15 protein-coding genes are annotated in these 24,406 nt (G+C 46.2%); 9 read left to right on the top strand and 6 right to left on the bottom strand.

Annotated features, from left to right (window positions below):
- Nucleotides 1-26: 26 nt before the first annotated feature.
- The 3 genes from HB364_RS12470 to HB364_RS12460 all read left to right on the top strand — a co-directional run bounded on the left by HB364_RS12470 (nucleotide 27) and on the right by HB364_RS12460 (nucleotide 6,490).
- The gene (locus HB364_RS12470; protein WP_167288309.1) at nucleotides 27-3,164 is read left to right on the top strand and encodes a SusC/RagA family TonB-linked outer membrane protein; all 3,138 of its coding nucleotides are present in this window, start codon (nucleotides 27-29) and stop codon (nucleotides 3,162-3,164) included.
- 23 nt (nucleotides 3,165-3,187) lie between these two features.
- Complete coding sequence (locus HB364_RS12465; RefSeq protein WP_167288308.1) at nucleotides 3,188-4,894, top strand: RagB/SusD family nutrient uptake outer membrane protein; 1,707 nt, start codon at nucleotides 3,188-3,190, stop codon at nucleotides 4,892-4,894.
- A 75-nt stretch (nucleotides 4,895-4,969) separates the two neighbouring features.
- Nucleotides 4,970-6,490 (top strand): glycoside hydrolase family 32 protein, encoded by a 1,521-nt coding sequence (locus HB364_RS12460; RefSeq protein WP_167288307.1) that lies wholly within the window; start codon nucleotides 4,970-4,972, stop codon nucleotides 6,488-6,490.
- A 120-nt stretch (nucleotides 6,491-6,610) separates the two neighbouring features.
- Here the strand turns inward: HB364_RS12460 and HB364_RS12455 are convergent, their stop codons facing one another.
- The 3 genes from HB364_RS12455 to HB364_RS12445 all read right to left on the bottom strand — a co-directional run bounded on the left by HB364_RS12455 (nucleotide 6,611) and on the right by HB364_RS12445 (nucleotide 10,615).
- Nucleotides 6,611-7,786, bottom strand: coding sequence for a DNA-processing protein DprA (locus tag HB364_RS12455; protein ID WP_167288306.1), 1,176 nt, complete (start codon nucleotides 7,784-7,786; stop codon nucleotides 6,611-6,613).
- A gap of 10 nt (nucleotides 7,787-7,796) precedes the next feature.
- Nucleotides 7,797-9,809 (bottom strand): RecQ family ATP-dependent DNA helicase, encoded by a 2,013-nt coding sequence (locus HB364_RS12450; RefSeq protein ID WP_167288305.1) that lies wholly within the window; start codon nucleotides 9,807-9,809, stop codon nucleotides 7,797-7,799.
- 287 nt (nucleotides 9,810-10,096) lie between these two features.
- Complete coding sequence (locus HB364_RS12445) at nucleotides 10,097-10,615, bottom strand: GNAT family N-acetyltransferase (RefSeq protein ID WP_167288304.1); 519 nt, start codon at nucleotides 10,613-10,615, stop codon at nucleotides 10,097-10,099.
- A 908-nt stretch (nucleotides 10,616-11,523) separates the two neighbouring features.
- Between HB364_RS12445 and HB364_RS12440 the strand changes: the two genes are divergently transcribed.
- Together HB364_RS12440 and HB364_RS12435 are read left to right on the top strand one after the other, a co-directional pair.
- On the top strand, nucleotides 11,524-12,273 hold the full coding sequence (locus HB364_RS12440; protein ID WP_167288303.1) for a hypothetical protein: 750 nt from the start codon (nucleotides 11,524-11,526) through the stop codon (nucleotides 12,271-12,273).
- A 111-nt stretch (nucleotides 12,274-12,384) separates the two neighbouring features.
- The gene (locus HB364_RS12435) at nucleotides 12,385-13,785 is read left to right on the top strand and encodes a DUF6055 domain-containing protein (RefSeq protein WP_208419939.1); all 1,401 of its coding nucleotides are present in this window, start codon (nucleotides 12,385-12,387) and stop codon (nucleotides 13,783-13,785) included.
- A 76-nt stretch (nucleotides 13,786-13,861) separates the two neighbouring features.
- Here HB364_RS12435 and rseP read toward each other — a convergent pair whose 3' ends face one another.
- From rseP to HB364_RS12420, 3 genes are all read right to left on the bottom strand, one after another.
- A complete protein-coding gene (gene rseP / locus HB364_RS12430; RefSeq protein ID WP_167288302.1) occupies nucleotides 13,862-15,214 on the bottom strand; it encodes an RIP metalloprotease RseP in 1,353 nt (450 codons plus the stop codon).
- Nucleotides 15,215-15,457: 243 nt separating this feature from the next.
- A complete protein-coding gene (locus HB364_RS12425) occupies nucleotides 15,458-16,627 on the bottom strand; it encodes a 1-deoxy-D-xylulose-5-phosphate reductoisomerase (protein WP_167288301.1) in 1,170 nt (389 codons plus the stop codon).
- 128 nt (nucleotides 16,628-16,755) lie between these two features.
- The gene (locus HB364_RS12420) at nucleotides 16,756-18,249 is read right to left on the bottom strand and encodes a GH3 auxin-responsive promoter family protein (RefSeq protein WP_167288300.1); all 1,494 of its coding nucleotides are present in this window, start codon (nucleotides 18,247-18,249) and stop codon (nucleotides 16,756-16,758) included.
- A 276-nt stretch (nucleotides 18,250-18,525) separates the two neighbouring features.
- Between HB364_RS12420 and rplU the strand changes: the two genes are divergently transcribed.
- The 4 genes from rplU to HB364_RS12400 all read left to right on the top strand — a co-directional run bounded on the left by rplU (nucleotide 18,526) and on the right by HB364_RS12400 (nucleotide 24,388).
- Nucleotides 18,526-18,828: a 50S ribosomal protein L21 gene (gene rplU, locus HB364_RS12415; protein ID WP_167288299.1), complete on the top strand. Its 303-nt coding sequence runs from the start codon at nucleotides 18,526-18,528 to the stop codon at nucleotides 18,826-18,828.
- Between the two features lie 91 nt (nucleotides 18,829-18,919).
- Entirely contained in the window at nucleotides 18,920-19,177 is a 258-nt protein-coding gene (gene rpmA, locus HB364_RS12410) for a 50S ribosomal protein L27 (RefSeq protein WP_167288298.1), read from the top strand.
- A gap of 384 nt (nucleotides 19,178-19,561) precedes the next feature.
- Nucleotides 19,562-21,244, top strand: a complete 1,683-nt coding sequence (locus tag HB364_RS12405; protein WP_167288297.1) for a DNA polymerase/3'-5' exonuclease PolX — start codon at nucleotides 19,562-19,564, stop codon at nucleotides 21,242-21,244.
- A gap of 342 nt (nucleotides 21,245-21,586) precedes the next feature.
- A complete protein-coding gene (locus tag HB364_RS12400; RefSeq protein ID WP_167288296.1) occupies nucleotides 21,587-24,388 on the top strand; it encodes a tail fiber domain-containing protein in 2,802 nt (933 codons plus the stop codon).
- The last annotated feature ends 18 nt before the right edge of the window (nucleotides 24,389-24,406 follow it).

Raw genomic sequence — 24,406 nt, 5'->3', positions numbered from 1 at the left:
CACTTTCCAAAACCAAAATTAACACTATGCAACGATTGCTGATGGCTATTACAGGACTGCTGTTTTCTGTAATGGTCCTTGCCCAGGAAAAAACAATTACCGGTGTGGTGGTGCATAAAACCAACCGGGCGCCCCTTGCAGGGGCCACTGTTTCAGCCAATCATAAACAGGCAGTGACCGATGCGGCCGGTAAGTTTTCCATCGCAGCAGCTCCAGGCGATGTGCTCAGTATCACTTATGTGGGCATGAAACCCGTGACCATGAAAGTTACCAGCGCTATGCAACCCGTAACGGTTGAAGTAGAAGAAGCGGAGAAGGAACTGGAACAGTTTGTGGTGATCGGCTACCAATCACAACGGAAAAAAGACCTGACCGGCGCTGTTGCCGTGGTAGACCTGGCGCCCGTAAAGAATAATAGCTCCGGTAACGCTATGCAGGCGCTGCAGGGGCGGGTGGCCGGTTTGTATATTGAAAGGAATGGCGGTTCTCCCAATGGCAGCAATTCCCGGATACTGATCAGGGGCTCCAATACGCTGGGCGTTAATGATCCACTGTATGTCATAGATGGGATACCCACCACAAGACCGGAGGTATTTCAAAACCTGGACCCGGCGGTGATCGCTTCGGTGCAGGTATTAAAAGATGCTTCCGCTGCTTCTGTGTATGGCTCCCGCGCCTCCAACGGCGTTATTATCGTTACGACCAAAAACGGGGGTAATACGAATGGGAAAGTAAATATCCAGTTTAATTCCAGCCTTTCGGCCCAGACAGAGAAACCGGTCAGGTTTAAGATGCTAAATGCGGTGGACAGGGGAAGGGCTTTATGGCAGGCTTCTGTAAACGACAGGCAGGACCCTGCTGCTGCCTATGGCGAGATCTATGATTTCAACTGGAACAATGATTTTGATAACCCTGTTTTAAACAGCGTAACCGTTAAGCCCTTAGTAGGCGGCGATCCCAATACGCCTGCCGGCAATACCGACTGGCAGGACGTAATGTATAAAACGGGGCTTGTGACCAACAGCAGTTTAACCGCTTCTGCCGGCAACAAAAACTCATCGCTCGAAATCAATGTGGGTTATATTAAGAATACCGGTATGTTGCGGTATACCGGGTACGAGCGCATGAGTGGTAGTATCAATGCTATCACGAGGGCTTTTGACAATAAAGCTACGTTTGGCATGAATATACGGGTGGCCAACTCCAATGAAACACTCACTACGCGGGATATCGGTGGCGCCTCCACTACTTTCCTGGCAGTTACTTTGGCGCCTACTATTCCTGTATATCAAAAAGACGGTACCACGTTTGCAGGTGCCTCCGGAGGCGGTTACTCCGACCGAAATAATCCTTTGCACATGCAGTATTTGTCCAGGTGGGATAATGCCAACCGGCTCACTTCCTTTGGCAGTGTGTTCGTTGAAATTCAGCCGGTCAAAAACCTGTTTTTCAAATCAACGCTTGGTGCAGATTATGCTACGTACCTGAACAAAACCATTCTGCCAACATTCAGGGAAGGCGCTTTTAACAGAACTACCAATAGCCTTACTTTAGATCAGAACAAGTACCTGAGTTATACTTTCTCCAACACCGTACGGTATAGCTGGAATATCAATACTGAACATAGTTTAAAGTTCCTGGCAGGCACTGAATATATCAGAACGGACCTTACTTTTCAGAATACCAAGAAAGAAGGCTTTGCCATTCAAACAGAAGACTATTTTACTTTAAGTGCAGGAACCGGTAATACGTATGTATCGGGTGGGTCAACCGGTAATCGCCTGTTCTCCCTGTTTGGACGTATTGATTATAATTTTTCAGACAAGTATTTAGCTGCTGTTACCCTTCGCCGGGATGGCTCTTCCCGTTTCGGGGCTAATAACCGCTTTGGCGTTTTCCCGGCAGCTTCTATAGGCTGGAGAGTAGACAAAGAAAGTTTTATGCAGACCCAGGACTTTCTCTCTGAGTTAAAATTAAGAGCCGGCATTGGCCGCGTAGGGAACCAGCAAATTGGCGACCTGGCCCGTTTTGGGCTCTTTGATACCAGGTATGGTACAGCGCTGAGTCAATTGGTGGGCGGCTTTTGGGAACAGTATATGAATATCGGTACAGCTTACTCCTTGTCGGGCGCTAATACCGGCACCTTACCTTCAGGATTCGTGCAAACGCAGGCCGCCAACCCGGACCTTAAATGGGAGACAACCGATGAGATCAATGCAGGTATTGATTTCACGCTGTATAAAAACAGGATATATGGGTCGTTCGATTATTTCTCCCGGAAAACCACCGGTATACTGATCACGCCACCGGTGGCTTCCGCGTTGGGAGAAGGTCAATCCAAAGCCGTGAATGGCGCTTCCAAGACCAATAAAGGATGGGAACTGGTCATAGGCTACCAGGGTGAAAAGAAGGGCGATCTGGGCTATGATGTAAAACTGAATTTTGCCCATTTCAGGGATAAGATAACCGAACTGCCCGAAAGTGTTCGTCCCGCCTACCCCGGCAATCTGGTGAACACAATCATCGGCCATTCGCAGTTTGATATTTTCGGTTATAAAACAATGGGCCTCTTTCAGTCGCAGGAAGAAGTCAATAAAGCTCCGACACAAATAGGTGCAGGCCCCGGAAGGATCCGTTATGCAGACATCAACACCGATGGCGTTATTAATGATCTTGACAGGACCTGGATAGGCACCACGCTTCCGGACATTGAATATGGTATACGCATTGACCTGACTTATAAAAAGTTCGACCTGTCTGTTTTCGGTTCCGGTGTAGCCGGCAGAGAAGGGTTTGATGTGTATACCGTTTTCAATAACCTGATGAAAAGCAGGGAAAATGTAGGCCCTGGCGTATTCAACGGCTGGACACCTCAACATACCAATACCAGCGTACCTGCCCTAACGCTTAAAGACAATAATAATGAAGGCCGCACCTCGGATTATTTTATGGTGAGCACTTCTTATTTCAAGATGCGTAACATCCAGCTTGGGTATAGTATGAAACCCAAAACCATCTTTACCGGGTTACGCTTTTATGCTATGGCCGAGAACCTGTTCTGGTTTAAAAGCAAAAGCTATCAGAGTCCCGATCCTGAAAGGATTGACCTCGATCCCATTCCGGTACCGAAAACTTTCACCTTCGGTATTAATGCCTCCTTTTAATTCATCATCAAATGAGATTCAACATGAAAAAGATATATATACCGGCTTTGATTGTTTCAGGCCTATTGCTGTACGGCTCCTGTAAAAGACAATTAGAATACACACCCACCGGCGTATTGTCGTCCGACGCACTGACCTCCCCTACTGCAGTTGAGGGCCTGGTGACGGCTGCCTATGCCGCCATCGGTAATGGCGATATGATCGGCCCGATATACAGTATGTGGGCCTATGGCAGTGTAAGATCGGACGATTCGTACAAAGGCGGCGGCGGTACCGGTGATGTGGGAGAAATAGACGCCATGGAACATTATAACCTGGTAACCCCTACTATGGACGCTTTTGTTTCCCGTACCTGGAAGAATTTGTTTAAGTCTGTTTCCAGGGCCAATGTAGCGCTGCGTGCAGTGAATAATTTGTCAGAGGCCGACTTCCCGCAAAAGAAATCCAGGCTGGCAGAACTGAAGTTTTTAAGGGCACATAGCTATTTCACCATGAAGATCCTGTACAAGAATATTCCTCTATTCGATGAGACTGCTTCTTCAGACGACATTTTAAAGGTGTCGAATGGCCTTTCCTGGGAAGAATCCTGGAATAAGATTGCTGCCGACCTGGAGTTTGCCGTGGCTAACCTGCCGGAAACACAAACGGAAATCGGCCGGCCGAATAAGTTTGCCGCCCAGGCTTACCTGGCCAAACTGCGGTTATTCCAGGCGTATGAACAGGATGCCACCCACCAGGTGATCAATATTAATCAAACACGATTGCAGGAAGTAGTGGCTTTATGCCAGTCTGTTATTGCATCAGGAAAGTATGCCTTAAGCGCTGATATTGCTGATAATTTTCTACCTGAAACAGAGAACGGACGGGAATCCCTGTTTGCCATCCAGTTTACGATCAACGATGGCACCACTGCCGGCAGGCTGAATTATGAGGATGGCTTAAATTATCCGCATGGCGCTCCCCAGTATGGATGCTGTGGCTTTCATGCTGCCAGCCAAAACCTGGTGAATGCCCATACGACCGATGCCAACGGCCTCCCTAATTTTACTACGTTCAACAACAGCAATGCCAATTTAAGCACCGCTACTGTTGATGTGCGGCTGGATCATACCGTAGGCATCGATGGACATGTGTACAAGTATGATAACACCAAGTTGTTCAGCAATAGCTGGGTACGCGATCCCGGTGTGTATGGCAATTTTCATACGATGCGTAACCAGCAACTGGCCACCAGCTCCTCTTATTTCAAAAACGGTCCTTTTATGGGCGTTGCCAAGAATTATGATATCCTGCGGTATGATGACGTGTTGTTGATGCAGGCAGAAGCCTATATTGAGCTGGGGCAGCCAGATAAGGCCCTGCCACTTATTAACCAGATCAGGACCAGGGCAGCAGCCAGTACTGGCAAGCTGAAGAAGTTGGATGGCACTTTTGCTTCCAACTATAACGTTCAACCTTATCCTGCCGCCGGTTGGACACAGGCTTACGCGCGTACTGCCTTGCAGTGGGAAAGGCGACTCGAATTTGCCACCGAAGGACAACGATTTTTTGACCTGGTAAGATGGGGCATTGCCGCGCAGGTTTTAAATAATTATATAGCGGTTGAAAAGAACAGGCGGACTTTTTTATCCACCGCCGTATTTACAGCCGGCAGGGATGAATATTTACCGATCCCGCAATCTGAAATTACCTTTACCAAAGGGCTGTATACGCAAAACCCGCGTTATTGAAAAGGCAACAAGGCATAAAGGCACAGAGGCAACGAGGTAACTACCTTGTTGCCTTCATTCAAAAAAACTTGTTTTATGAATAAAAAGAAATCGGTTCTTGTAGCAGCCATCTTTATATCCGCTGTATTGGCAAAGTCTTCCAATGCTCAACAGTTGTATCGTGAAAAGCACCGTCCACAGGTCCATTTCTCGCCTAAAGAAAAATGGACCAATGATCCCAATGGAATGGTGTATCATAACGGAATTTATCACCTGTTCTTCCAGTATTATCCTGGTAGTACTATCTGGGGGCCCATGCACTGGGGACATGCTACCAGTACCGATCTGGTCCACTGGCAGGAACAGCCTATTGCCCTGTATCCCGATAGCCTGGGCTATATTTTTTCCGGCAGTGCGGTAGTGGACAAAAACAACACATCGGGTTTTGGTAAAAACGGGCAGGTCCCATTGGTAGCCATCTTTACGCATCACGATCCCAAAGGGGAAAAGGAAGGCAGGAACAATTTCCAGCATCAAAGTATTGCCTATAGTCTTGATAATGGCAAAACCTGGACAAAGTATGCCGGTAACCCGGTATTGAAGAATCCCGGCATCACCGACTTCCGCGATCCCAAGGTAATGTGGTATGAGCCACAAAAAAAGTGGGTTATGACATTGGCCACCAAAGACCATATCACCTTTTATTCTTCTCCTGATCTGAAGAACTGGACCAAAGAAAGCGAGTTTGGAAAAGAGCTGGGCGCCCATGGCGGCGTATGGGAATGTCCTGACTTATTTACCTTGAATGATCATGGAAAGCAGGTTTGGGTATTGATCGTCAACCTGAATCCCGGCGGTCCCAATGGCGGTTCTGCTACCCAATATTTCCTGGGAGCTTTTGACGGCAAGCAGTTTACGCCTTTTGATACAACTACCAAGTGGCTGGATTATGGGCCTGATGAATATGCTGGTATTAGCTGGGCGAATACGGGCAACCGGAAAGTGTTTTTAGGCTGGATGAGTAACTGGCAATATGCTAATGTGGTGCCCACCGAAACCTGGCGAAATGCCATGACCATTCCCCGTGAATTAAAGCTAAAGCGGATAGGTAAGGAAATGTATGTGGCTTCTGAGCCGGTTGCGGAGCTCAATAAAATCCGGTCGAAACCGGTCACGCTTCAAAATATACCCGTAAAAAACTCCTTTGATGTAGTTGCCAAAACAGGAAAGGTGTCCTTGCCTGCCCGTGTTGACCTGAACCTGGAACAGCTCAGGGGTTTTTCGATCCTACTTTCCAATGATGCAGGGGAAGAGGTGGTGATTGGGTATGATGAACAACAACAACAGTATTTTATTGACCGGACTAAATCGGGAAAGACAGATTTTCACAAAGACTTTGCAGGAAGGCATGTAGCGCCACGCTTAACCTCATCGGGCAAGCTGGATTGTTCCCTGATCATAGATGTCAGCTCCCTTGAACTATTTGCAGATGGTGGCTTAACGGTTATGACGGAAACGTTCTTTCCGACTGAGCCATTTAAGCATATCCGGATTCAATCGCCCGGTAATACCACGATTAAAAAATTAACTATTAGTAGTTTCAGGAGTATCTGGTAACTAATAAAAAAGGCAGTTCGTTATGAGCTGCCTTTTTTGTTATTACAGCCTCTTCTACCTTAGCTGGGGTTTGTGTTTAATATTATTATTTAATAAGGTCCAGGTCATTCGCTATCAATTTTAGCCAAATAATGAAGGAGCTGTTGAATCGCTGATGCAAAAACGCGCAGGTTTACCACCCAGACTTTTAACATTTGGATTACTTTTCAGAAAGTTGCTGAGTTTTTTTCCTTCCCAATCCAATTTTAAGGTGAGCATAATTTCCTTGGCACTAAAGCTGCCTTTTTTCAATAAGTCCAATATTTCACGTTCAATGTTTTTACTTTTGTCAGCCACTTCATAAATACCAGCCGGCTCGTTTACAATATTCAGTTCCTGATCCCTTATAGAATATTGTAAGGGATTTTTTGTATTCGCTATTTCCCCATTCATATCTACCGGAATGCCTCCCATATCAATCAAAACCTTATTGGCATTTTTTTCATTTTGTTTAGGCATTCTTACATAAATTCTCCTTTTCCTTTTTAACCCATCTATAGCTCCTTCCCAGGTACCGCCTTTATTATCAGATTCTGCTACATAAATTTCCTTTGCAAGGCCATAGATGTATACATTTCTCGCCATGGCAAGTCCTACTTCCCAGCCCGCTTTTGGGAAAAAGGTACTCAGTACTAATACATCGCCATTAATAATTGGTTGATAATACTTTTTAAACCCTGCTTGAAATGTTAAAATACCCTGAGGCAGCACTATGATGCTTTTGCCATTATACTTTATGGAACTATCCAAAGCCTGTTTATCCACCCCTTTTGCAAAGCCACTCACCACTACTTTATGTTCCTGCACAGTCTTTTTAGCCACATGATCTGTAAATTCCAGAGCCAGGTTTCCAGATTTACGGGCTCCTACTATGGCTACTGCTTCTTCCTGCAACAACCCTTTTCTGCCCTTTATGTATATAACAGGCGGGCTGCTTTTTACTTTTAGATTGTCTTTTAGCACGGTTGGGTAATCCGGGGAGTTGACTGGAATAACCTGAAAACCTTCGCTGTCCAATTGTTCTGCAATAAAAGCAAGTCGTGGCAGGTCATTTCTTGCCACTTCTACATCATTTATTTCTTTATCCGAAAAGCCAAATGTCTCTTTCCACACTTTACTATCCAGTTCAAAAAAATCAGCCCAGGTCATTTTGTGTTCATGCACTACCTGGATAATAAAACGATTAATCCGTTCTGTTGGCCACCTTGGTAAATGAGCCACGGCTATCCAATACGTATTATCTATCAAACTTTTCATCTGTCTTTATTTAAATATCACCTCCTACAGTTCTTGCAATGACCAAAGGAGCAATAACAGACGCTCCTTTATTAGTCAGGTATTGTCCTATTTCTTTGACAGTATAGCCGCTGTCGAAAATATCATCTATCAATAAGATCTTTTTGCCGGCTATTTCCGCAGGATCTACATAAGCAAATTTACCATGAACATTGTCTTTTTTCGAAATACCACTTTCAAATCTTTTTTGTGGATCGGTAGGGCTGGTCTTAACAAGCTTATGCGACACCGATATTTTTAAAACACTACCTATTTTCCCGGCAAAGTTTTTAACGAGATCGCCCGATTCAGTAGGTGGTACATATAGAATTAAGTCGAAGGTTTCTTTTCCGTAATGTTTTCTGAAAGCTTTTAAAGTTAGCTTTACTAACCAGTCCGGAAAATCACCCCCTCCATCATATTTTGAATGATGCAGGGCCGCCCCCACGTTTGAAACGCCATAATAAGATGCAGCGACACCATTTATAATGTTGCTTTTCTTCGCTTCTACGTCCAGCACAGGAAAAAAGGTTTCCCTGAATTCCTGTAACTGCTCTTTTAATTTCGTTGTTTCTGTTATTATTCTCTTTTCTCCTTTATCGTTATCACAAATGCCACAGGAGTTTTCCAACTTATCACCCAAATAATCACACAAGTAATGCATTCTACATGAGTCTATACCAATATAAGCTACCATTTGTTCCAATTCCTTTTGCTGGGCAACTCTTAAAAGCTCAAATCCAGCAGGATCGAATACGGGCGCCTCAGGATTATAGGCATATTTTTTACTCCCATTTTGCATCTCATGCAGGATCTTCTGATCAACAAGGTCTGCCAATATTATCTCTACCTGTTTTTGTTTAAGATTAGTATCTTTTATGATCTGGTTACGCCCTTTTAGTGACACTTTGGTAGTGTCTATTACCAATTGATATTTTTCAATAGCTGGTTTAGTCCCTTCAATAAAATTCCGGGGCAAGGCCAGATCAGCAGAAGGATGATACAAGAGAATTGCCTCCGCAGGCTGCCCATCCCTACCTGCCCTGCCTATTTCCTGGTAGTAGTGTATGGGCGATTGAGGCACTTGTGTATGGATAATAAAGCGGATATCAGGCTTGTCAATCCCCATGCCCAGCGCATTGGTTGAAACAACTGCATCATATTGATTGGAAATGAAGGCTTCTTCTACCCGTTTACGGGTTTCTGCATCCAGTCGACCGCTATAAGCAGTTGAATTAAAGCCAAGAAATTGCAGCCAATTGGCATAAATGTCTGTATTGGCCTGTGTACCCGTATAAATGATACCTGTACCGGACAGTTTGGCAAAGTTCTCCGCCAACCAATAAAATTTTTCATCCTCGCTTTGCACCGTTATTACCGACAAGCTGATATTCGAACGGAGTAACTGACCGCGAATAGGAATCAAACCAGCCCCCACTTGCTCTACAATATCATCCTGTACCCGCACAGTGGCTGTAGCGGTAGTAGCTAAAACAGGAAAATTTTTGGGTAATAGGTTCACCAGGTTTACAATTCTCCTGTAATTGGGACGAAAGCTTTGGCCCCACATGGAAATGCAATGTGCTTCATCAATGACAACCATAGCAATTTTCATGTTATGAGCAGCGCCAATCCATTCAGCATTTTCCATTCTTTCGGGCGCTATATACAGAATATCAAGTTCATTATTTCGTGCCTGCTCTATTATGGCATCATTTTCTTCGTCGGTTTGATTAGAATTAATAGCTGCTGCCCTGATCCCTTTTTGGTGCATGCTGCGCACCTGGTCACGCATTAGGGCAATTAACGGAGAAAACACGATGGTAATACCTTGTAATTGCGTAGCCGGAAATTGGTAGCATAGGGATTTTCCAAAACCAGTTTTTTCAATGAAAAGCACTTTTTTTCCAGCTAATAGTTGTTGGATCACTGTCCACTGCAAATCGTGGAATTGTGAAAAGCCAAAAAGGTGATTGAGCTGTATTTCGGCATCTTTTCTTGTCATGCTGTGTAAGTGTAGGTTACAAAAATTGTTACTGCTACTAATGAACCTTACCGAAAACATGTGGAAACCTCCCAATTTTGCCAATCCGTCAAATATACGTTACCTACCCCCAGCCTCAAAAGCAGAATATAAACAACTAACAATCAGCCCTGTGGATAATTACAAAAGCTCCGGTTCCTACACGGCGCGCGATATCGAGAGAAGGTAAAGAGGTTACGAGGTAAAAAGGCATTGAAGTAATCTACCTGCACTGAGAGGGTTGCGGCGAGTGGCTTTTTTATTCGTGCTTACAGCAGCTCCTTCTTCATTTCCATAAAGGAAAAGTCGGCCCGGGCGGCGGAGGATTTGTTGGAGAAAGGTTCCAGTTTGCCGGTGGGTACAAAACCTTTGCGCCGGTACCAGTCAATGAGTTCATGCCGCAGGTTGATCACGGTGATGGTGACAGAATGGTACTGGTGCTCCCGGGCAAAGGCTTCGCCTTGTTGTAATAGCTTGCTGCCAATGCCTAAAGCCTGTGCCTGCGGAGAAACAGACAACATACCCAGGTATAAGGTACCGTCTTTTTGTTCAAGTAGAACGCAGCCCAGCACCTCCCCCTGCTCATTAGTATATTTCAACATAGTGACCGGTGGCTGTGCAATGAGATCCCGCAAAATATTTTCGGTGGTCCGCTGCCCTGCTACCAGGTGACTTTCGGATGTCCAGCTTCTGCTGCCCGGCTCTCCCTGGTAAGCACTGTTCACCACCTGCGTTACGGCTGGTATATCGTTTTCTGTAACTACTGATATGCTGAATATTTCGTCCATGTTTTGCAGGACGCAAGATACGAACTGGCGACGGGCTTTTTATCCCTCTGTCCAGAGATCAACCATCCGGTTATATCCCCTTTGAAAATACCACTAAGTGGGTATTAGGGTTTGCTGTTTCCTCCATCCATCGCCCATTTACCACACTTTACTAACTAAAACAGGCAATTCGTCCAAAACCGTTTCCGGAACGGGGAGAGATAGCCTTACTTTGTGTCATCAAGCAAACGCACTTAAAGTACTTAGTAAGTTTTATAGAGTTTTCTCATAGCAGTTAGTTTTGGTTAACCCCCCGTTATTCTTATCGGGGGTTCTTTTTTTGTGGCCAGATTGACCCATTCATAGATATTTTGGGTATCTTTAATTTATATGAATGGTGGTTTGTTTATATCTCCTTTTTGCGCCTCTCCGGCCAGCAACCGTTCAACTGCCTACGAACGGTTTTCCGCTTCCCGCCCTGATTTGAGCCCTGTTCTCTTACTATTGTCTTACTATTCCCTTATTACCAGTTTACCTGCGGCTTATGTGCATACCAGGTATCAGTAAAGGTATCTTAAGGTTATCTATGGAGTATCTATAGCGTATCTTAAGCGTTACCGGAGCGTTGCTTTCACTTGTCCCTATCCCTGCATTATTTCATGAATAGTGATTTTTCGCTGTTCATGGAAAACCATTTTTCTGCTATTTTTTCTCTAGTCGCCAAGTGGCTTTTCTCCTGGCAAAAACCAAATTGAGTCATCTTAGACTTATGAAAAATTATCATTTTTTTCAAAAGTGATCATTTATGAACAGGTGATTTGGAAAGATGATGTTGGTTGCTGTAAGTTTAGGTAAAGGCAGCAAGGAATTGAGGCTACAAGGCAAGGAGGGAAATGCATTAACGTTTATTAACTATTAAATCGGTTTTTATGGCAAAAGTCATTAGTCTATTCAAGATCCGCGGAACGATCGGTGGTGTGACATTCCGCCAAACTCAGGACGGGATGGTGGCTGGTGAAAAGCCAGGCCCCACGCGGGAACAAGTGCTGACGAGTGATCGCTTTGCCGGTACGCGCCGCCATGCCAACGAATTTAAAACAGCGATCAGGGATGCCACTTTACTTCGCCGGAGCCTTGGTAACACGCTTAATGGTGTACATCATTCTAAGCTAAATGGCATGATGCATAAGCTGCTGTATGCTGCCAGCCAGCGGGATAAGCATAGCCCTATGGGCTTCCGTCATGCTGCTGCTGGTGATATTGGTTTGCTGGAAGGCTTTGAATTTAATCCTGACCTATCGCTGGATGATGCCTTGCGGGTGCGGTTTGAGCACAGTATGGATATAACGACAGGTGTTCTATATGTAACAGTGCCTGGTTTTGTTGCCCGAAAGAAGAAGGTATTTCCTGCCGACGCTACTCATTTCCGCCTGGTATCATGCGGGGCGGTGATCAACTTCACGGAGAACCGCTGCACCCAAGATATTGAAGCAAGCAGGTTGATGCCGCTGGGCAAGAAAACACCCGGCGTGATTCACCTGAAGCATGCGGTAAAAGCTGGTGAGGGTGATGTGATAGTACAAGCGATGGGGATTGAGTTTTATAAAATGGTGCATGGGAAAAAGGTCTTGCTGAAGTTTGGTGCGCTACGGATATTGCGGGTAGGGCGGATTGGGTAAGATGATACACTTTTTCACCATTCCTTCTTATTTATTATCCAAAACGGTCAGCGGTAGGCCAGGCTCTTTTAAATCTTCCTATTTTAAGCGGGTAAAACAAACACCTGCCACATGATAGTGAATACGTACATCAGAAATATGGTAGTAGCCCTGCCGATGTTTTGGGCTGCGCATACTAACGAAAATGGTATAACACACCCCTTGCCGGTAGTAGCAGACTCTACAGGGAAAGAGCTGTATGTACCGGCGAAAGTATACCGTATCCCTGAAAACAATGATTACAACAACAACGAAAGTGAATACAGCTATAAGCGTATGGTGCAGTCGGACAACATTGCCATCTTCTGGAACAAAGAATTTGGCGATGACCCAACAACCAATACGGATGTGACAAAGCGCTTCAATGCACAGGAAGCATTGAAAGAGCTCGATAGGTTCTATAACTATTATGTGAATGACCTGAAACTTGTACAAAAGGGCAAGTCCATTTCAGACAAATACAAGATCATCCTCTATGTTATTGGTGGTACCGAAGGAACAGCCTTTGGCGGAGGTATAGAGGACAAGGTCGGCGGATTGTGGACGCCCGCCAAAAGAATGAACAAAGCGCCTTATGGCGCCCTGGCGCATGAGCTGGGACATTCCTTCCAGTTCCTGGCCCGTATAGATAATAAGACCGGCCCGCGCGGCGCTATCATGGAAATGTCGGCCCAGTACATGCTATGGCAGGTATATCCCGAATGGATGACCTTTGAAAACTACCACCTGGTCGATTTCATGAAAAAAACGCATTACGCGTTCCTCCACCCTACCAACATGTACCATTCTCCGTACGTGCTGGAGTACTGGTCGAACAAACACGGGATAGAGTTCTTCGGCAACCTCTGTCGCGCCACACAGGATGGGGAAGATCCTGTGATGACCTACAAACGGATCACCAACCTGAACCAGGAGCAATTCAATGATGAAATATTTGATGCCTGCCGCCGGTTCATTACCTGGGATATGAAACGGATTGAAAAGGTGGCCAGTCAATATGCCAACCAGCACATTACTAAAATGGAAGCGGCCGGCGATGGCTGGTACAAAATAGCAGCGACGCATGCGCCACAGAACTATGGCTATAATGGTATCAAACTTAAAGTACCTGTGGCCGGCACTAAAGTGAAACTGGACTTTAAAGGCATTGCCGGCACAGCAGGCTATAGTACTACCAAAACAGATAAGGCAGGATGGCGTTATGGCTTTGTAGCTTATAAAAAAGATGGTATTCGCGAGTACGGAAAAATGTACAACGATGTCAATGGAAAGGCCACTTTTAAAGTACCCAAGAACACCGAATACCTGTGGCTGGTAGTGAGCGGAGCGCCGACGGAGCATTGGCCCGTAACGATGGGCAGGCCAAGGTCACAAAATGCCGCCAACGCGCAACCAGCACCGCCTGCAGAAGAGCAATGGCCATACCAGATCAAATTGTCCGGGACTACCGTGGATGATCCGGTGATCAAATAGATGAATAGGCACCCGGCCCTAAAAACAACGATCCCGCAGAAGTTTCTGCGGGATCGTAGCTTAAAGCTTAAAGTTCTTATTTAAACAGGTAGCGCCAGAAATCGAGCCCGATGGCATAGGCCATGAGCGCCAGCAGGAGCACCATACCCACCATCTGGGCATACTCCATGAATTTATCGCCGGGTTTGCGCCCTGTAATGATCTCGTATAAAGTGAATAGTACGTGGCCGCCATCCAGCGCCGGTATCGGCAGCATGTTCATAAAGGCGAGTACCACACTGAGCAAAGCGGTCATGCTCCAGAAGAGCTCCCAATCCCACTTTGAGCCAAACATGTTACCAATACTGAGGAAGCTGCCCAGTGACTCACTGGCCTTTACTTCTTCGGAGGTAAACAGCAGTTTGAAGTTCTTTATGTTCATGACCATGTTTTCCCATCCCTTGCTTACGCCGGCCGGGAAAGCAGGCAGGAAGTCGAATTTTTGCTTGTAGGAGCCCGACAGTTTTTCAGCATCTACATACATGCCAATTCTGCCCAGGGAATCTGTTTTGGCCTTCACGGTTATGGTATCCTTGTGCCTTAATACGGTAAGCGTTATTTCCTGGCTCTTGTATTTCACGGTTTCTGTACGGTACTGGTCATAAAAGGTAATGGGCGTATTGTTCAAAGTCAGTACATGGTCGCCCTTCAGCAGGGTATCCTGCGTAAAGGTGGCAATGCCGGGGAACAGCGTATCTACAATAGGATAAACCCGTGGTGAAATGAATTGAATTTTACCCTTAATGAGGCTGCGGATGGTGCCTTTGGGCAAGGGTACATCCACCATCTTTCCGTCGCGCTGCACCTGTACTACCTGTGCTTCATCGAGGATGATATTGCGGGTGAGGTCATAATAATCTGTTATGGGTTTGCCATCTATACTTACGATCTGGTCACCATTCCTGATACCTGCTTTTTCACTGATGGGATTTACTGCCACCCCATATTTCATGTTGGTCATGGGCAGCCTGCTCTCGCCCCATATCCAGAGGATCATGGCAAAAAGGAAGAAGCCAAGCAGCAGGTTAACAGTTACCCCGCCAATCATGATGATGAGGCGCTGCCAGGCCGGTTTGCTCCGGAACTCCCAGGGCTGGGCGGGCTGCTTCATTTGCTCCTTGTCCATGCTTTCGTCGATCATACCACTGATCTTTACATAACCACCCAGCGGCAGCCAGCCGATACCATAGACGGTTTCGCCAATTTTCTTTTTAAAGAGGGAAAACCAGGGATCGAAGAAGAGGTAGAATTTTTCCACGCGGCACTTAAACCATTTGGCGGGCAGAAAGTGTCCCATTTCATGCAATATCACCAATATGGACAGGGAAAGAATTAATTGTAATGCTTTGATACCTACAACAGCCCAGTCAATGGCTAAGAATGTGATCATAATTGTGAATAGTGAGTAGTGAGTAGTGAGTGGGTCGCTGAGTTCTTAGGAACCTCCCTGACTACAGACTTCCTGCTTTGATATTTTTAAAAATTATACATACCTGTTGAATGAAGGACACAGTATGTCCGAAATCTACATCCTCAAATATCCAATAATATACGGGATATCCATACCACTCACAAAATTTCGTCATTTATTAACGGAAAAAGAGCATGAATATGATGCAAAGGGTACTGGGAATCAGAGCTTAATTACGGAAGCAGCAAAATTACGGGCCTCCGCATCGCTCTCAAAATATTCTTCCAGCGTGGGTTTTTCGATCCAGGGCACCTGTTGCATGGTCCTTTCTATGAGGTCGGTCATGTCCAGGAAACCAATGCGGTTACGCAGGAAAGCGAAAACGGCTATCTCATTGGCGGCATTCAACACACAGGGCAGGTTACCCCCCTTAAAAAGGGCATCGGTAGCCAGTACAAGGTTCCGGAAGGTCCTGGTATCCGGTTCCTCAAAGGTGAGCTGGGCCGGTTTCCGGAAGTTGTAACGGGGAAAATCATTGGGTATCCGCTGGGGAAAGGTCAGCGCATACTGGATAGGCAGTTTCATATCGGGCAATCCCATCTGCGCCTTGATGCTGCCATCTTCAAATTGTACCATGCTATGGATGATGCTCTGCGGGTGCACCAGTACGGATACCTGATCGGGCTGCAGGTTAAAAAGCCAGCGGGCCTCGATCATTTCCAGCCCCTTATTCATGAGGGTGGCCGAGTCAATGGTGATCTTGGCGCCCATATTCCAGTTGGGATGCTGCAGGGCATGATCCCGTTTAACATTTACCAGGTAATTAGGCTTTTTGCCAAGGAAAGGTCCGCCGGAAGCGGTAAGGATGATCTTTTCAATGCGGTTGCGGGTTTCGCCTACCAGGCATTGAAAGATGGCGGAGTGTTCCGAGTCTACCGGTATGATGGGGGCGCGGTGCTCCACTGCTTTCTGCATCACGATGTCGCCGGCCACCACCAGGGTTTCTTTATTGGCCAGCGCAATGGCTTTCCCCTGCTCTACCGCCCGCAAGGTGGGGCGCAGACCGGCAAATCCTACAATTGCTGCCAGCATCACGTCGTATACATTCATTGCGGCCACTTCCTCCAGCGCCTGCTCACCGGCAAATACTTTGGTATCGGTATTGGCCAGGGCAGCCTTCACATGCGGGTATTTGCGTTCATCGCCAATGACCACGATATTGGGCTTAAAACGCATGGCCTGCTCTACCAGCAATTCATCATTGCTTTGGGCCGTAAGCACCTCTGCCGTGAATTTATCAGGATTTGAAGCAATCACTTCCAACGCCTGGGTGCCAATGGAACCCGTGGACCCGAATAAAGCGATACGTTTTTGAGGGAAAGTTTTTGACATGAACCGGTTTTTGAAAGCAGCAATAATACGAAGGATTTAGCTGTTAGCGGTTAGCTTTTAGCCTTTAGCTGTTAGCGCTTTCGCTTCGCCAATGGCCAATGGCTAACAGCTAATGGCTAATACCTGTTTTATTCTACGTATTTTTCCAGCGCAACAGCAATTTTGCGGTCATTGCTCAGCCGGGGTACTTTATTTTGTCCGCCCAGTTTACCGATAGACTTCATGTAATCAATGAAGCCATTCTTTTTAACGGTGCGGATGTGCAGTGGCATTAGTATGTTACCGGTTATAAGGTCATCATAATAGATGTTCTTCTTACGCAGGTTATGGTCCACTTTGGTGGCAAAGCGGTTCATATCAGGCGGCTTGTTCTCAAATTCAATGAACCATTCGTGATAGGATTGGCCTTTCCCCTGTGTGATCATGGGCGCCACGGTAAATTCCGTAATGTGTACCCCTTCTTCTTCTGCTGCCTTAATAAGGCTGTATTCCACTTCCTCGCCAATGACATGCTCCCCAAAAGCGGAGATGAAATGTTTGATACGGCCTGTAACTACCAGCCGGTAAGGGTTGGTGGAAACAAATTTAACGGTATCACCGATGTTATATCCCCACAGCCCTGCATTGTTGTTGATGATAAGGGCATAGTTCTCTCCCACTTTCACGTCTTTCAGACTAAGGCGGGTGGGATTGTTGGAGAAGATCTCACCGGCCGGTATGAATTCAAAGAAGATACCACTATTGGTATTAAGCAGGAGCCCTTCGGCCTTCTGGGAATCCTGGAAAGCCATAAAACCTTCTGAAGCGGGGAAGGTTTCAATAGCAGCGATCTGTTGGCCGATGCTTTCAAATAATTTATTACGATAGGGCTCAAAGTTCACCCCTCCATGCACCAGTACGGAGAAGTTGGGGAAGATGTCTTTGATCTTTTTACCGGTCTTTTCATGCAGCCGGTCGAAGTACATCTGCATCCAGGGCGGAATGCCACTGATGAGGGTCATATCCTGTTCCAGGGTCTCCCCTACAATTTTATCCAGCTTGGTTTCCCAGTCATCAATGCAATTGGTTTCGTAGGAAGGCAACTGGTTACTGCGCAGGTAACTGGGCACATGGTGGTTCACGATACCGCTCAATCGCCCGGTAGGTATCCCTCCTACCCTGTCCAGCTCGGGAGAACCTGACAGAAAGATCATTTTCCCGTTGGTGAACTGACTATTGCCCGACTCGGCAATGTAACAAAGCAAGGCATTCCGGGCGCTGTTGATGTGGTTGGAAATAGACTCTTTGGAGATGGGGATGTACTTTACCCCGCTGGTGGTACCCGATGTTTTGGCCAGGTAAATGGGTTTACCTTTCCATAATATATTATGGCGTCCTTCCTTTATTTTTTCAATATAAGGTTTGAACTGCTCATAATCCCGGATGGGCACAGCCTGCAGGTATTCTTCATATACGGAAACCTGCTGTAACTGATGTTCTTTGCCAAACTCGGTTATCTTTCCTGTTTTCAGCAGTTCCTTCAGAATGTTCTCCTGGTCTTCCACGGCAGTAGCCATCCCTTTCCTGACACCCTTGTATACATAGTTGGCAAATGGTTTTGCCAGTAATGATTTAATCTGCATAAGTTTTATCTATGGCGCAATCACACGAAATTAAGGCTAATTTGATAACTTTTTACTCAATTTCGTCATTGTAGCAATATTAATCTATGATTATCAATTCGATAACAAACAATACGTCCAATCCTTCCCATCCGGCAGGTCTTGCTCGCCAGGCCTATAAAGCCTAAATTTGCTCCGTTTCCCCGGGAAAGCGGGCGATGTTTAAAAAAAGTAGTTAAAAGCCCGTGGAATCTGCTATAAACCTATTACCTTTGCACTCCTAATTTTTGGAAAGTTATGTTAGCAATTGTTAAAATAGCCGGTCAGCAATTCAAGGTTCAGAAGGACCAAACTTTATATGTTCCGCATGTAGACGGCAATGCCGGAGACAAGGTGGAGTTTGCCGAAGTATTGCTGGTAAGCGCTGATGGAAAGTTATCTGTTGGCAGCAGTGTAAAAGCAACCGTTAAGGCGGAAATCGTTGGCCAGGTACAAGGCGATAAGGTTATTGCCTTTAAAATGAAAAGAAGGAAAGGTTTCCGTAAGAAACATGGTCACCGCACCCATTACACAAAAATTAAAGTAACAGACATCGCTTAATAACGAAGTCGGAAGTCTGAGGTAAGAGGTCTGAAACTCCTGCTTCGACTTTTCAGCTACTCAAATTTTCAAATCTTCAAATTAATTCATCATGGCACATAAAAAAGGGGAAGGTAGTGTAAAGAACGGCCGCGACTCACAAAGCAAACGCTTAGGGGTTAAGATCTACGGCGGTCAGCCTGCTATTTCCGGCAACATTATCGTTCGTCAACGTGGTACTACTTACCATCCTGGTAAGAATGTTGGTGTAGGAAAAGACTTCACACTGTTTGCATTAAACGACGGTGTAGTGGAGTTCAAGAAGACGAAGAACGATAAAACAGTAGTCAGCGTAGTTCCCGTTGCATAATAATTTTTTTACAAAACGTAAAAAAATTTTGGCGGTTTCAAATTAGTTTCTATTTTTATGGTTGTAAATTTATTTACTAACCATTTTAAATTCACAAAAACATGGCAACTAAGAAAAAAGCCGCTAAGAAAGCTGCAAAAAAAGCCGCTCCAAAAAAGAAAGCTGCTAAGAAAGCTGCAAAAAAGAAATAACTTCTTTGGAACGCAGAACATATCAAAGTCCCGGATTTTATCCGGGACTTTTTTTGTGCGTACAAATGAGCAATGAAATAGTGCTGCGAGACTGCAAGCCTCTCAAAGCCGCTCCACACAAGGCTTTCATGAGAAGAACAAGTAATCTGACATCTGTTTTCCCAGCTTCCCTACTTCTGTTTACTTTTGTTCCATGACCATTGACAATACCTATATAGCCGACCAGTTTGATCTGCTGTCCAAGCTGATGGACATCCACGGAGAAAACAGTTTTAAGTCCAAGACTTACTCCGTAGCAGCCTTCAATATTGAAAAGATGCCGCAATCGCTGGCCACTACCCCAGCCTCCGAATTGTTCTCCATTAAAGGTATTGGCGACTCGGTAGGCAAAAAGATCCTGGAAATGGTACAGCAGGATGGCCGGCTGCAGGTACTGGAAGAGTATATTGAAAAAACACCGCCGGGTGTTATAGAGATGCTGCGTATTAAAGGCATCGGCCCTAAAAAGATTGCCACGATCTGGAAAGAGATGGGTATTGAAACGATCGGCGAGTTGTTGTATGCCTGCAATGAAAACCGCCTGATGCTGTATAAAGGTTTTGGAGAGAAGACCCAGAAGAATGTACAGGAGTCCATTGAGTTTTATATGCGCAGCCAGGGCAGCCATCTGTATGCAGACACAGAAACGTATGCGCTGACAGTGAATAAGACCCTGGCCGAACAATTTCCCGGTAATCTTTTTGCTATTACAGGAGCATTCCGCCGTCAACTGGAAATTATTGACCAACTGGCCTGGGTAACCACCGTTCCTGTACAGGACCTGCAATCCTTTTTTGAAGCCAACCAGTTTAGTACGGTAGAAAGCGCCGATACTATACTGACGGTAAAAGGTCAGGAGAATATACCCCTGAAGTTTTATCATGCTAATAACGAGGTTTTCTATAAGGTATTGTTCACTACCAGTTGCAGTGAAGACTTCGCCCAGGCCTGGCAGGCATTATCCGGTTGGGATACCAATGCCACGTATACTTCGGAAGAAGCCATTTTCACGACTACCAATATCCCCTATATAGCTCCTGCCCTGCGCGAAAAGGGGGCTGTGCTGGCAGCCAACCGTGCACCCGGCACACTGATACAACCGGAAGACATCAGGGCCATTATTCACAGCCATAGCGACTGGAGCGACGGCTCGAATACGATCGAGGAAATGGCCAATGCTGCCATTAATAAAGGATATGAATACCTGGTGATCAGCGACCACAGTAAGAGCGCCTTTTATGCCAAAGGGCTGTCGGAAGAAAGGATCAAGGAGCAACACTATTATATTGATGAGCTGAATAAAAAGCTGGCCCCGTTCAGGATCTTTAAAAGTATTGAGTGCGATATCCTCAATGACGGGACGCTGGATTACTCCAATGCTATCTTATCCACCTTCGACCTGGTGATCGCTTCCGTACATTCCAACCTGAAGATGACGGAAGATAAAGCCATGATGCGTGTAATGAACGCCATTCAAAATCCCTATACAACGATCCTGGGGCATATGACCGGCCGGTTGTTATTGAGCCGTCCCGGCTATCCGCTGGACCATAAAACGATTATTGATACCTGTGCCGCACAAGAGGTAGTGGTAGAGCTGAATGCACACCCCCGCAGGCTGGATATTGACTGGCGTTGGATTGATTATGCCCTGGAGAAAAATGTACTGCTCTCTGTAGATCCTGATGCGCATTCGATAGAAGGTTATGACGATTGCCGTTATGGCGTATTGGCCGCACAGAAAGGAGGCCTTACACCCGACCGTAACCTGAGCAGTTTTTCACTAGCCGCGTTTGAAGCATTCCTGGCAAAGCGAAAAGCCACGAAAGGCATTTAAGCGGAAGTCGTGAATCAAATTCTACAACTCGCTATAAATTAGCGTATTTATACGATTTACTTTATAAAGAAAATTAGATACTTTTATTACCCATTCCCCTCAAACCATCTCCTACCCACTGAATATAGCACGTTAAACCGCTACCCATTTTCATTACTGCCGCGACTGCTCAGGTACCCGCTTGTGTATATGCCCGTATACGTAGGGCAACACTGTGCCCTGTTACAACTGCATTTACCGAAATAACCAGTTTCCTCATGAAGGACTTTCATGCCCATACTGCATGGTCCTTACCCACATCGGCAATCAAAATCTAATCACAAACGCTAAACAAACTGGTCTATGAAAAAAATTGTAGGGTGCGCATTAGTATGGCTAATGCTGCTACAGCAGGGCTATGCCCAGAATCTTGCTATTAATGCAGATGGATCGCTGCCCAACGCGAATGCCATACTGGATATTAAATCGGGCAATAAAGGGGTGCTCATTCCCCGCATGAGCACCACAGCCCGCCAACTGATCCCGCCTACACAAGGCCTGCTGGTGTATGATACTACCACCCACTCCTTCTGGTACCATACCGGTGTGCAATGGCAAAGCATTGCCACTTCAGCAGCAGCATTGGCTGCCACCGATGCCTGGCTGTTAAATGGCAACAGCGGCACCGACAGCACCAACTTTTTAGGAACCCTGGACAATGTTCCTTTGCGTATCCGCGTGAATAACCTGCCTTCCGGGTATATTCACCCTACCACGAATAATGTGGCCTGGGGATATATTGCCGGCAAATCCCTTACTACCGGTATTAATAATACGGCGCTGGGCAATAAGTCGCTTGAAAACAATACCACCGGCTTTTCCAATACGGCCACCGGTTTTCTATCCTTGTTTTCCAATACAGAAGGTACAGCCAATACTGCCGTGGGTAAGGCCAGCTTATATAATAACCTGAATGGGTTTCACAATACGGCCATTGGTGGCGATGCCCTGCATGATAATACCGGCGGCTACAACAATACCGGCATTGGGCATATATCCCTGTACCGAAATACTACCGGCAACAGGAATGCAGCCCTGGGTGCAGGTTCTTTGTACACCAACACGACAGGCGCCAGGAATACAGCTAGCGGTTATCAATCACTTTACCAGAATACCACCGGATCGGAGAATGTGGCCAATGGTTACCAGACACTGTATTCGAATACCACTGGCAGCGGCAGCACCGCTACAGGATACCAGGCACTGTATGCCAATACGATGGGTAATAACAGCACTGCCACCGGCTTCCGGTCTTTGCAGGCCAATACTACCGGCAGCAATAATACAGCTACCGGGCATCAATCTTTACAGGCCAATGAGAGTGGTAGCAGCAATACAGCTCATGGGGCTTTCTCTTTGTGGGCCAATACAACAGGGGTTGACAATACCGCCAACGGTTACCGGGCGCTTTACAACAATTCGATAGGCCACAGCAATACCGCCATCGGCACCGGGGCTATGCAGACCAATACCGACGGGCAACAAAATACTGCGCTGGGGCTGCATGCCCTGCATTCCAATGACAGGGGACACTTTAATACAGCCACCGGCATTTATTCGCTTTTCTCCAACACAACCGGACAGGCCAATACAGCCAGCGGGATAACAGCCTTGTATTCCAATACAACCGGTGACCATAATACGGCGTTTGGCGGAGGCGCGCTGTATGCCAATATTTCGGGAGAAAATAATACCGGGATTGGTATATACGCCCTGCAGTTTAATACCCTCGGCAGTGACAACGCAGCTATGGGAGCACAGGCCTTACAATATAATACGATTGGCAAAAAGAATACAGCCAATGGTGCTCAGGCATTGGGGTCTAATATTTCCGGAGAACAGAATACTGCTTCAGGTTATCAGGCTATGTTTTCCAACACCACCGGATCGGAAAATGTGGCCATTGGATATGGGGCTATGTTTTCAAACACGACTGCTAAAAGCAGTACGGCCGTCGGTTACCAGGCTTTGTATAAAAATACTGTCAGTGAAGGCAACACTGCCATAGGTTATCAATCAATGGCTGAAGCGTCGACAGGCTCGTACAACACAGCACAAGGAAGTATGACCTTACGTACCAATCAAGGATTTGGCAATACAGCCACCGGTTACACGTCGCTACAAAAAAATATTACCGGGAATGCCAATACAGCTATGGGGTTCCAGTCGCTGTACTTCAATTCCACAGGCACCGAGAATACAGCCCTTGGCTTCGACGCCATACAGCATAATACTACAGGCTCGAAAAATACGGCGATTGGCTCTAACGCCCTATTCGGCAATACGGAAGCTGAATATAATACCGGAACCGGCTGGCAAGCATTAATGACCAATTCAACGGGATCCTTTAATACCGCCATGGGTAGCATGGCGCTATGGGGCACTACTTCAGGAGGTGAAAATACAGCAGTAGGCTTCATGGCTTTAGGGTTCAATTCTACAGGCTATCGCAATACCGCCGTTGGTAACGAAACCCTGCTCGGCAATGTTTTTCAAGGCTCAGGTAGTTATAATACGGCAATCGGCTACCAGGCAGGTGTACCCAGTAATACTGTACTCACCAATGCCACCGCTATTGGCGCCGGCGCCATTGTAAATGCTTCCAACAAAGTACGCATCGGCAATGCGGCCGTTACCGTGATTGAAGGGCAGGTGCCCTTTACCACCCCATCCGACATGCGTTTCAAGTTCGGCATCCGGGAAGATGTGAAAGGACTCGATTTTATTATGCAGTTGCGCCCCGTAAGCTACCATTTTGACGTAAAGCGGTTTGATGCGCTGCAGACAGCCAGTATTACCCCGGAAAACCAGGCAGCTTATGAGGCAGCCAGCCAAATCAGGCGCAGTGGTTTCCTGGCCCAGGAAGTTGAACAGGCAGCTATTGCCAGTGATTATGACTTCAGCGGTATTATAAAACCCAAAACAGCACAGGAACATTACAGCCTCAGTTATGATGCATTTGTAGTACCCCTCGTAAAAGCTGTACAGGAACAACAAAAGGTCATTGAACAGCAAAAGAAGGAGAATGATGTGCAAAACCAAAAGATAGCACAACTGGAAAGACAGGTAGCTGAACTGCTGCAATTGCTGAAGACAGCCAAATAATTATTAGCTCACCAATTA

This window comes from Paraflavitalea devenefica, from assembly GCF_011759375.1.
Lineage (GTDB): Bacteria > Bacteroidota > Bacteroidia > Chitinophagales > Chitinophagaceae > Paraflavitalea > Paraflavitalea devenefica.
The sequence above is the reverse complement of the archived record's forward strand: the minus strand, read 5'-3'. Positions and strand labels throughout refer to the sequence as shown.

Bases quoted from the DNA above. Each gene is read 5' to 3' on its own strand.
- HB364_RS12420 (WP_167288300.1), bottom strand. From the start codon at position 18,249: ATGCAGATTAAATCATTACTGGCAAAACCATTTGCCAACTATGTATAC.
- HB364_RS12425 (WP_167288301.1), bottom strand. From the start codon at position 16,627: ATGTCAAAAACTTTCCCTCAAAAACGTATCGCTTTATTCGGGTCCACG.
- HB364_RS12455 (WP_167288306.1), bottom strand. From the start codon at position 7,786: ATGAAAAGTTTGATAGATAATACGTATTGGATAGCCGTGGCTCATTTA.
- HB364_RS12470 (WP_167288309.1), top strand. From the start codon at position 27: ATGCAACGATTGCTGATGGCTATTACAGGACTGCTGTTTTCTGTAATG.
- HB364_RS12440 (WP_167288303.1), top strand. From the start codon at position 11,524: ATGGCAAAAGTCATTAGTCTATTCAAGATCCGCGGAACGATCGGTGGT.
- HB364_RS12465 (WP_167288308.1), top strand. From the start codon at position 3,188: ATGAAAAAGATATATATACCGGCTTTGATTGTTTCAGGCCTATTGCTG.
- HB364_RS12400 (WP_167288296.1), top strand. From the start codon at position 21,587: ATGAAAAAAATTGTAGGGTGCGCATTAGTATGGCTAATGCTGCTACAG.
- HB364_RS12405 (WP_167288297.1), top strand. From the start codon at position 19,562: ATGACCATTGACAATACCTATATAGCCGACCAGTTTGATCTGCTGTCC.
- rplU (WP_167288299.1), top strand. From the start codon at position 18,526: ATGTTAGCAATTGTTAAAATAGCCGGTCAGCAATTCAAGGTTCAGAAG.
- HB364_RS12435 (WP_208419939.1), top strand. From the start codon at position 12,385: ATGATAGTGAATACGTACATCAGAAATATGGTAGTAGCCCTGCCGATG.
- HB364_RS12450 (WP_167288305.1), bottom strand. From the start codon at position 9,809: ATGACAAGAAAAGATGCCGAAATACAGCTCAATCACCTTTTTGGCTTT.
- HB364_RS12460 (WP_167288307.1), top strand. From the start codon at position 4,970: ATGAATAAAAAGAAATCGGTTCTTGTAGCAGCCATCTTTATATCCGCT.
- rseP (WP_167288302.1), bottom strand. From the start codon at position 15,214: ATGATCACATTCTTAGCCATTGACTGGGCTGTTGTAGGTATCAAAGCA.
- rpmA (WP_167288298.1), top strand. From the start codon at position 18,920: ATGGCACATAAAAAAGGGGAAGGTAGTGTAAAGAACGGCCGCGACTCA.
- HB364_RS12445 (WP_167288304.1), bottom strand. From the start codon at position 10,615: ATGGACGAAATATTCAGCATATCAGTAGTTACAGAAAACGATATACCA.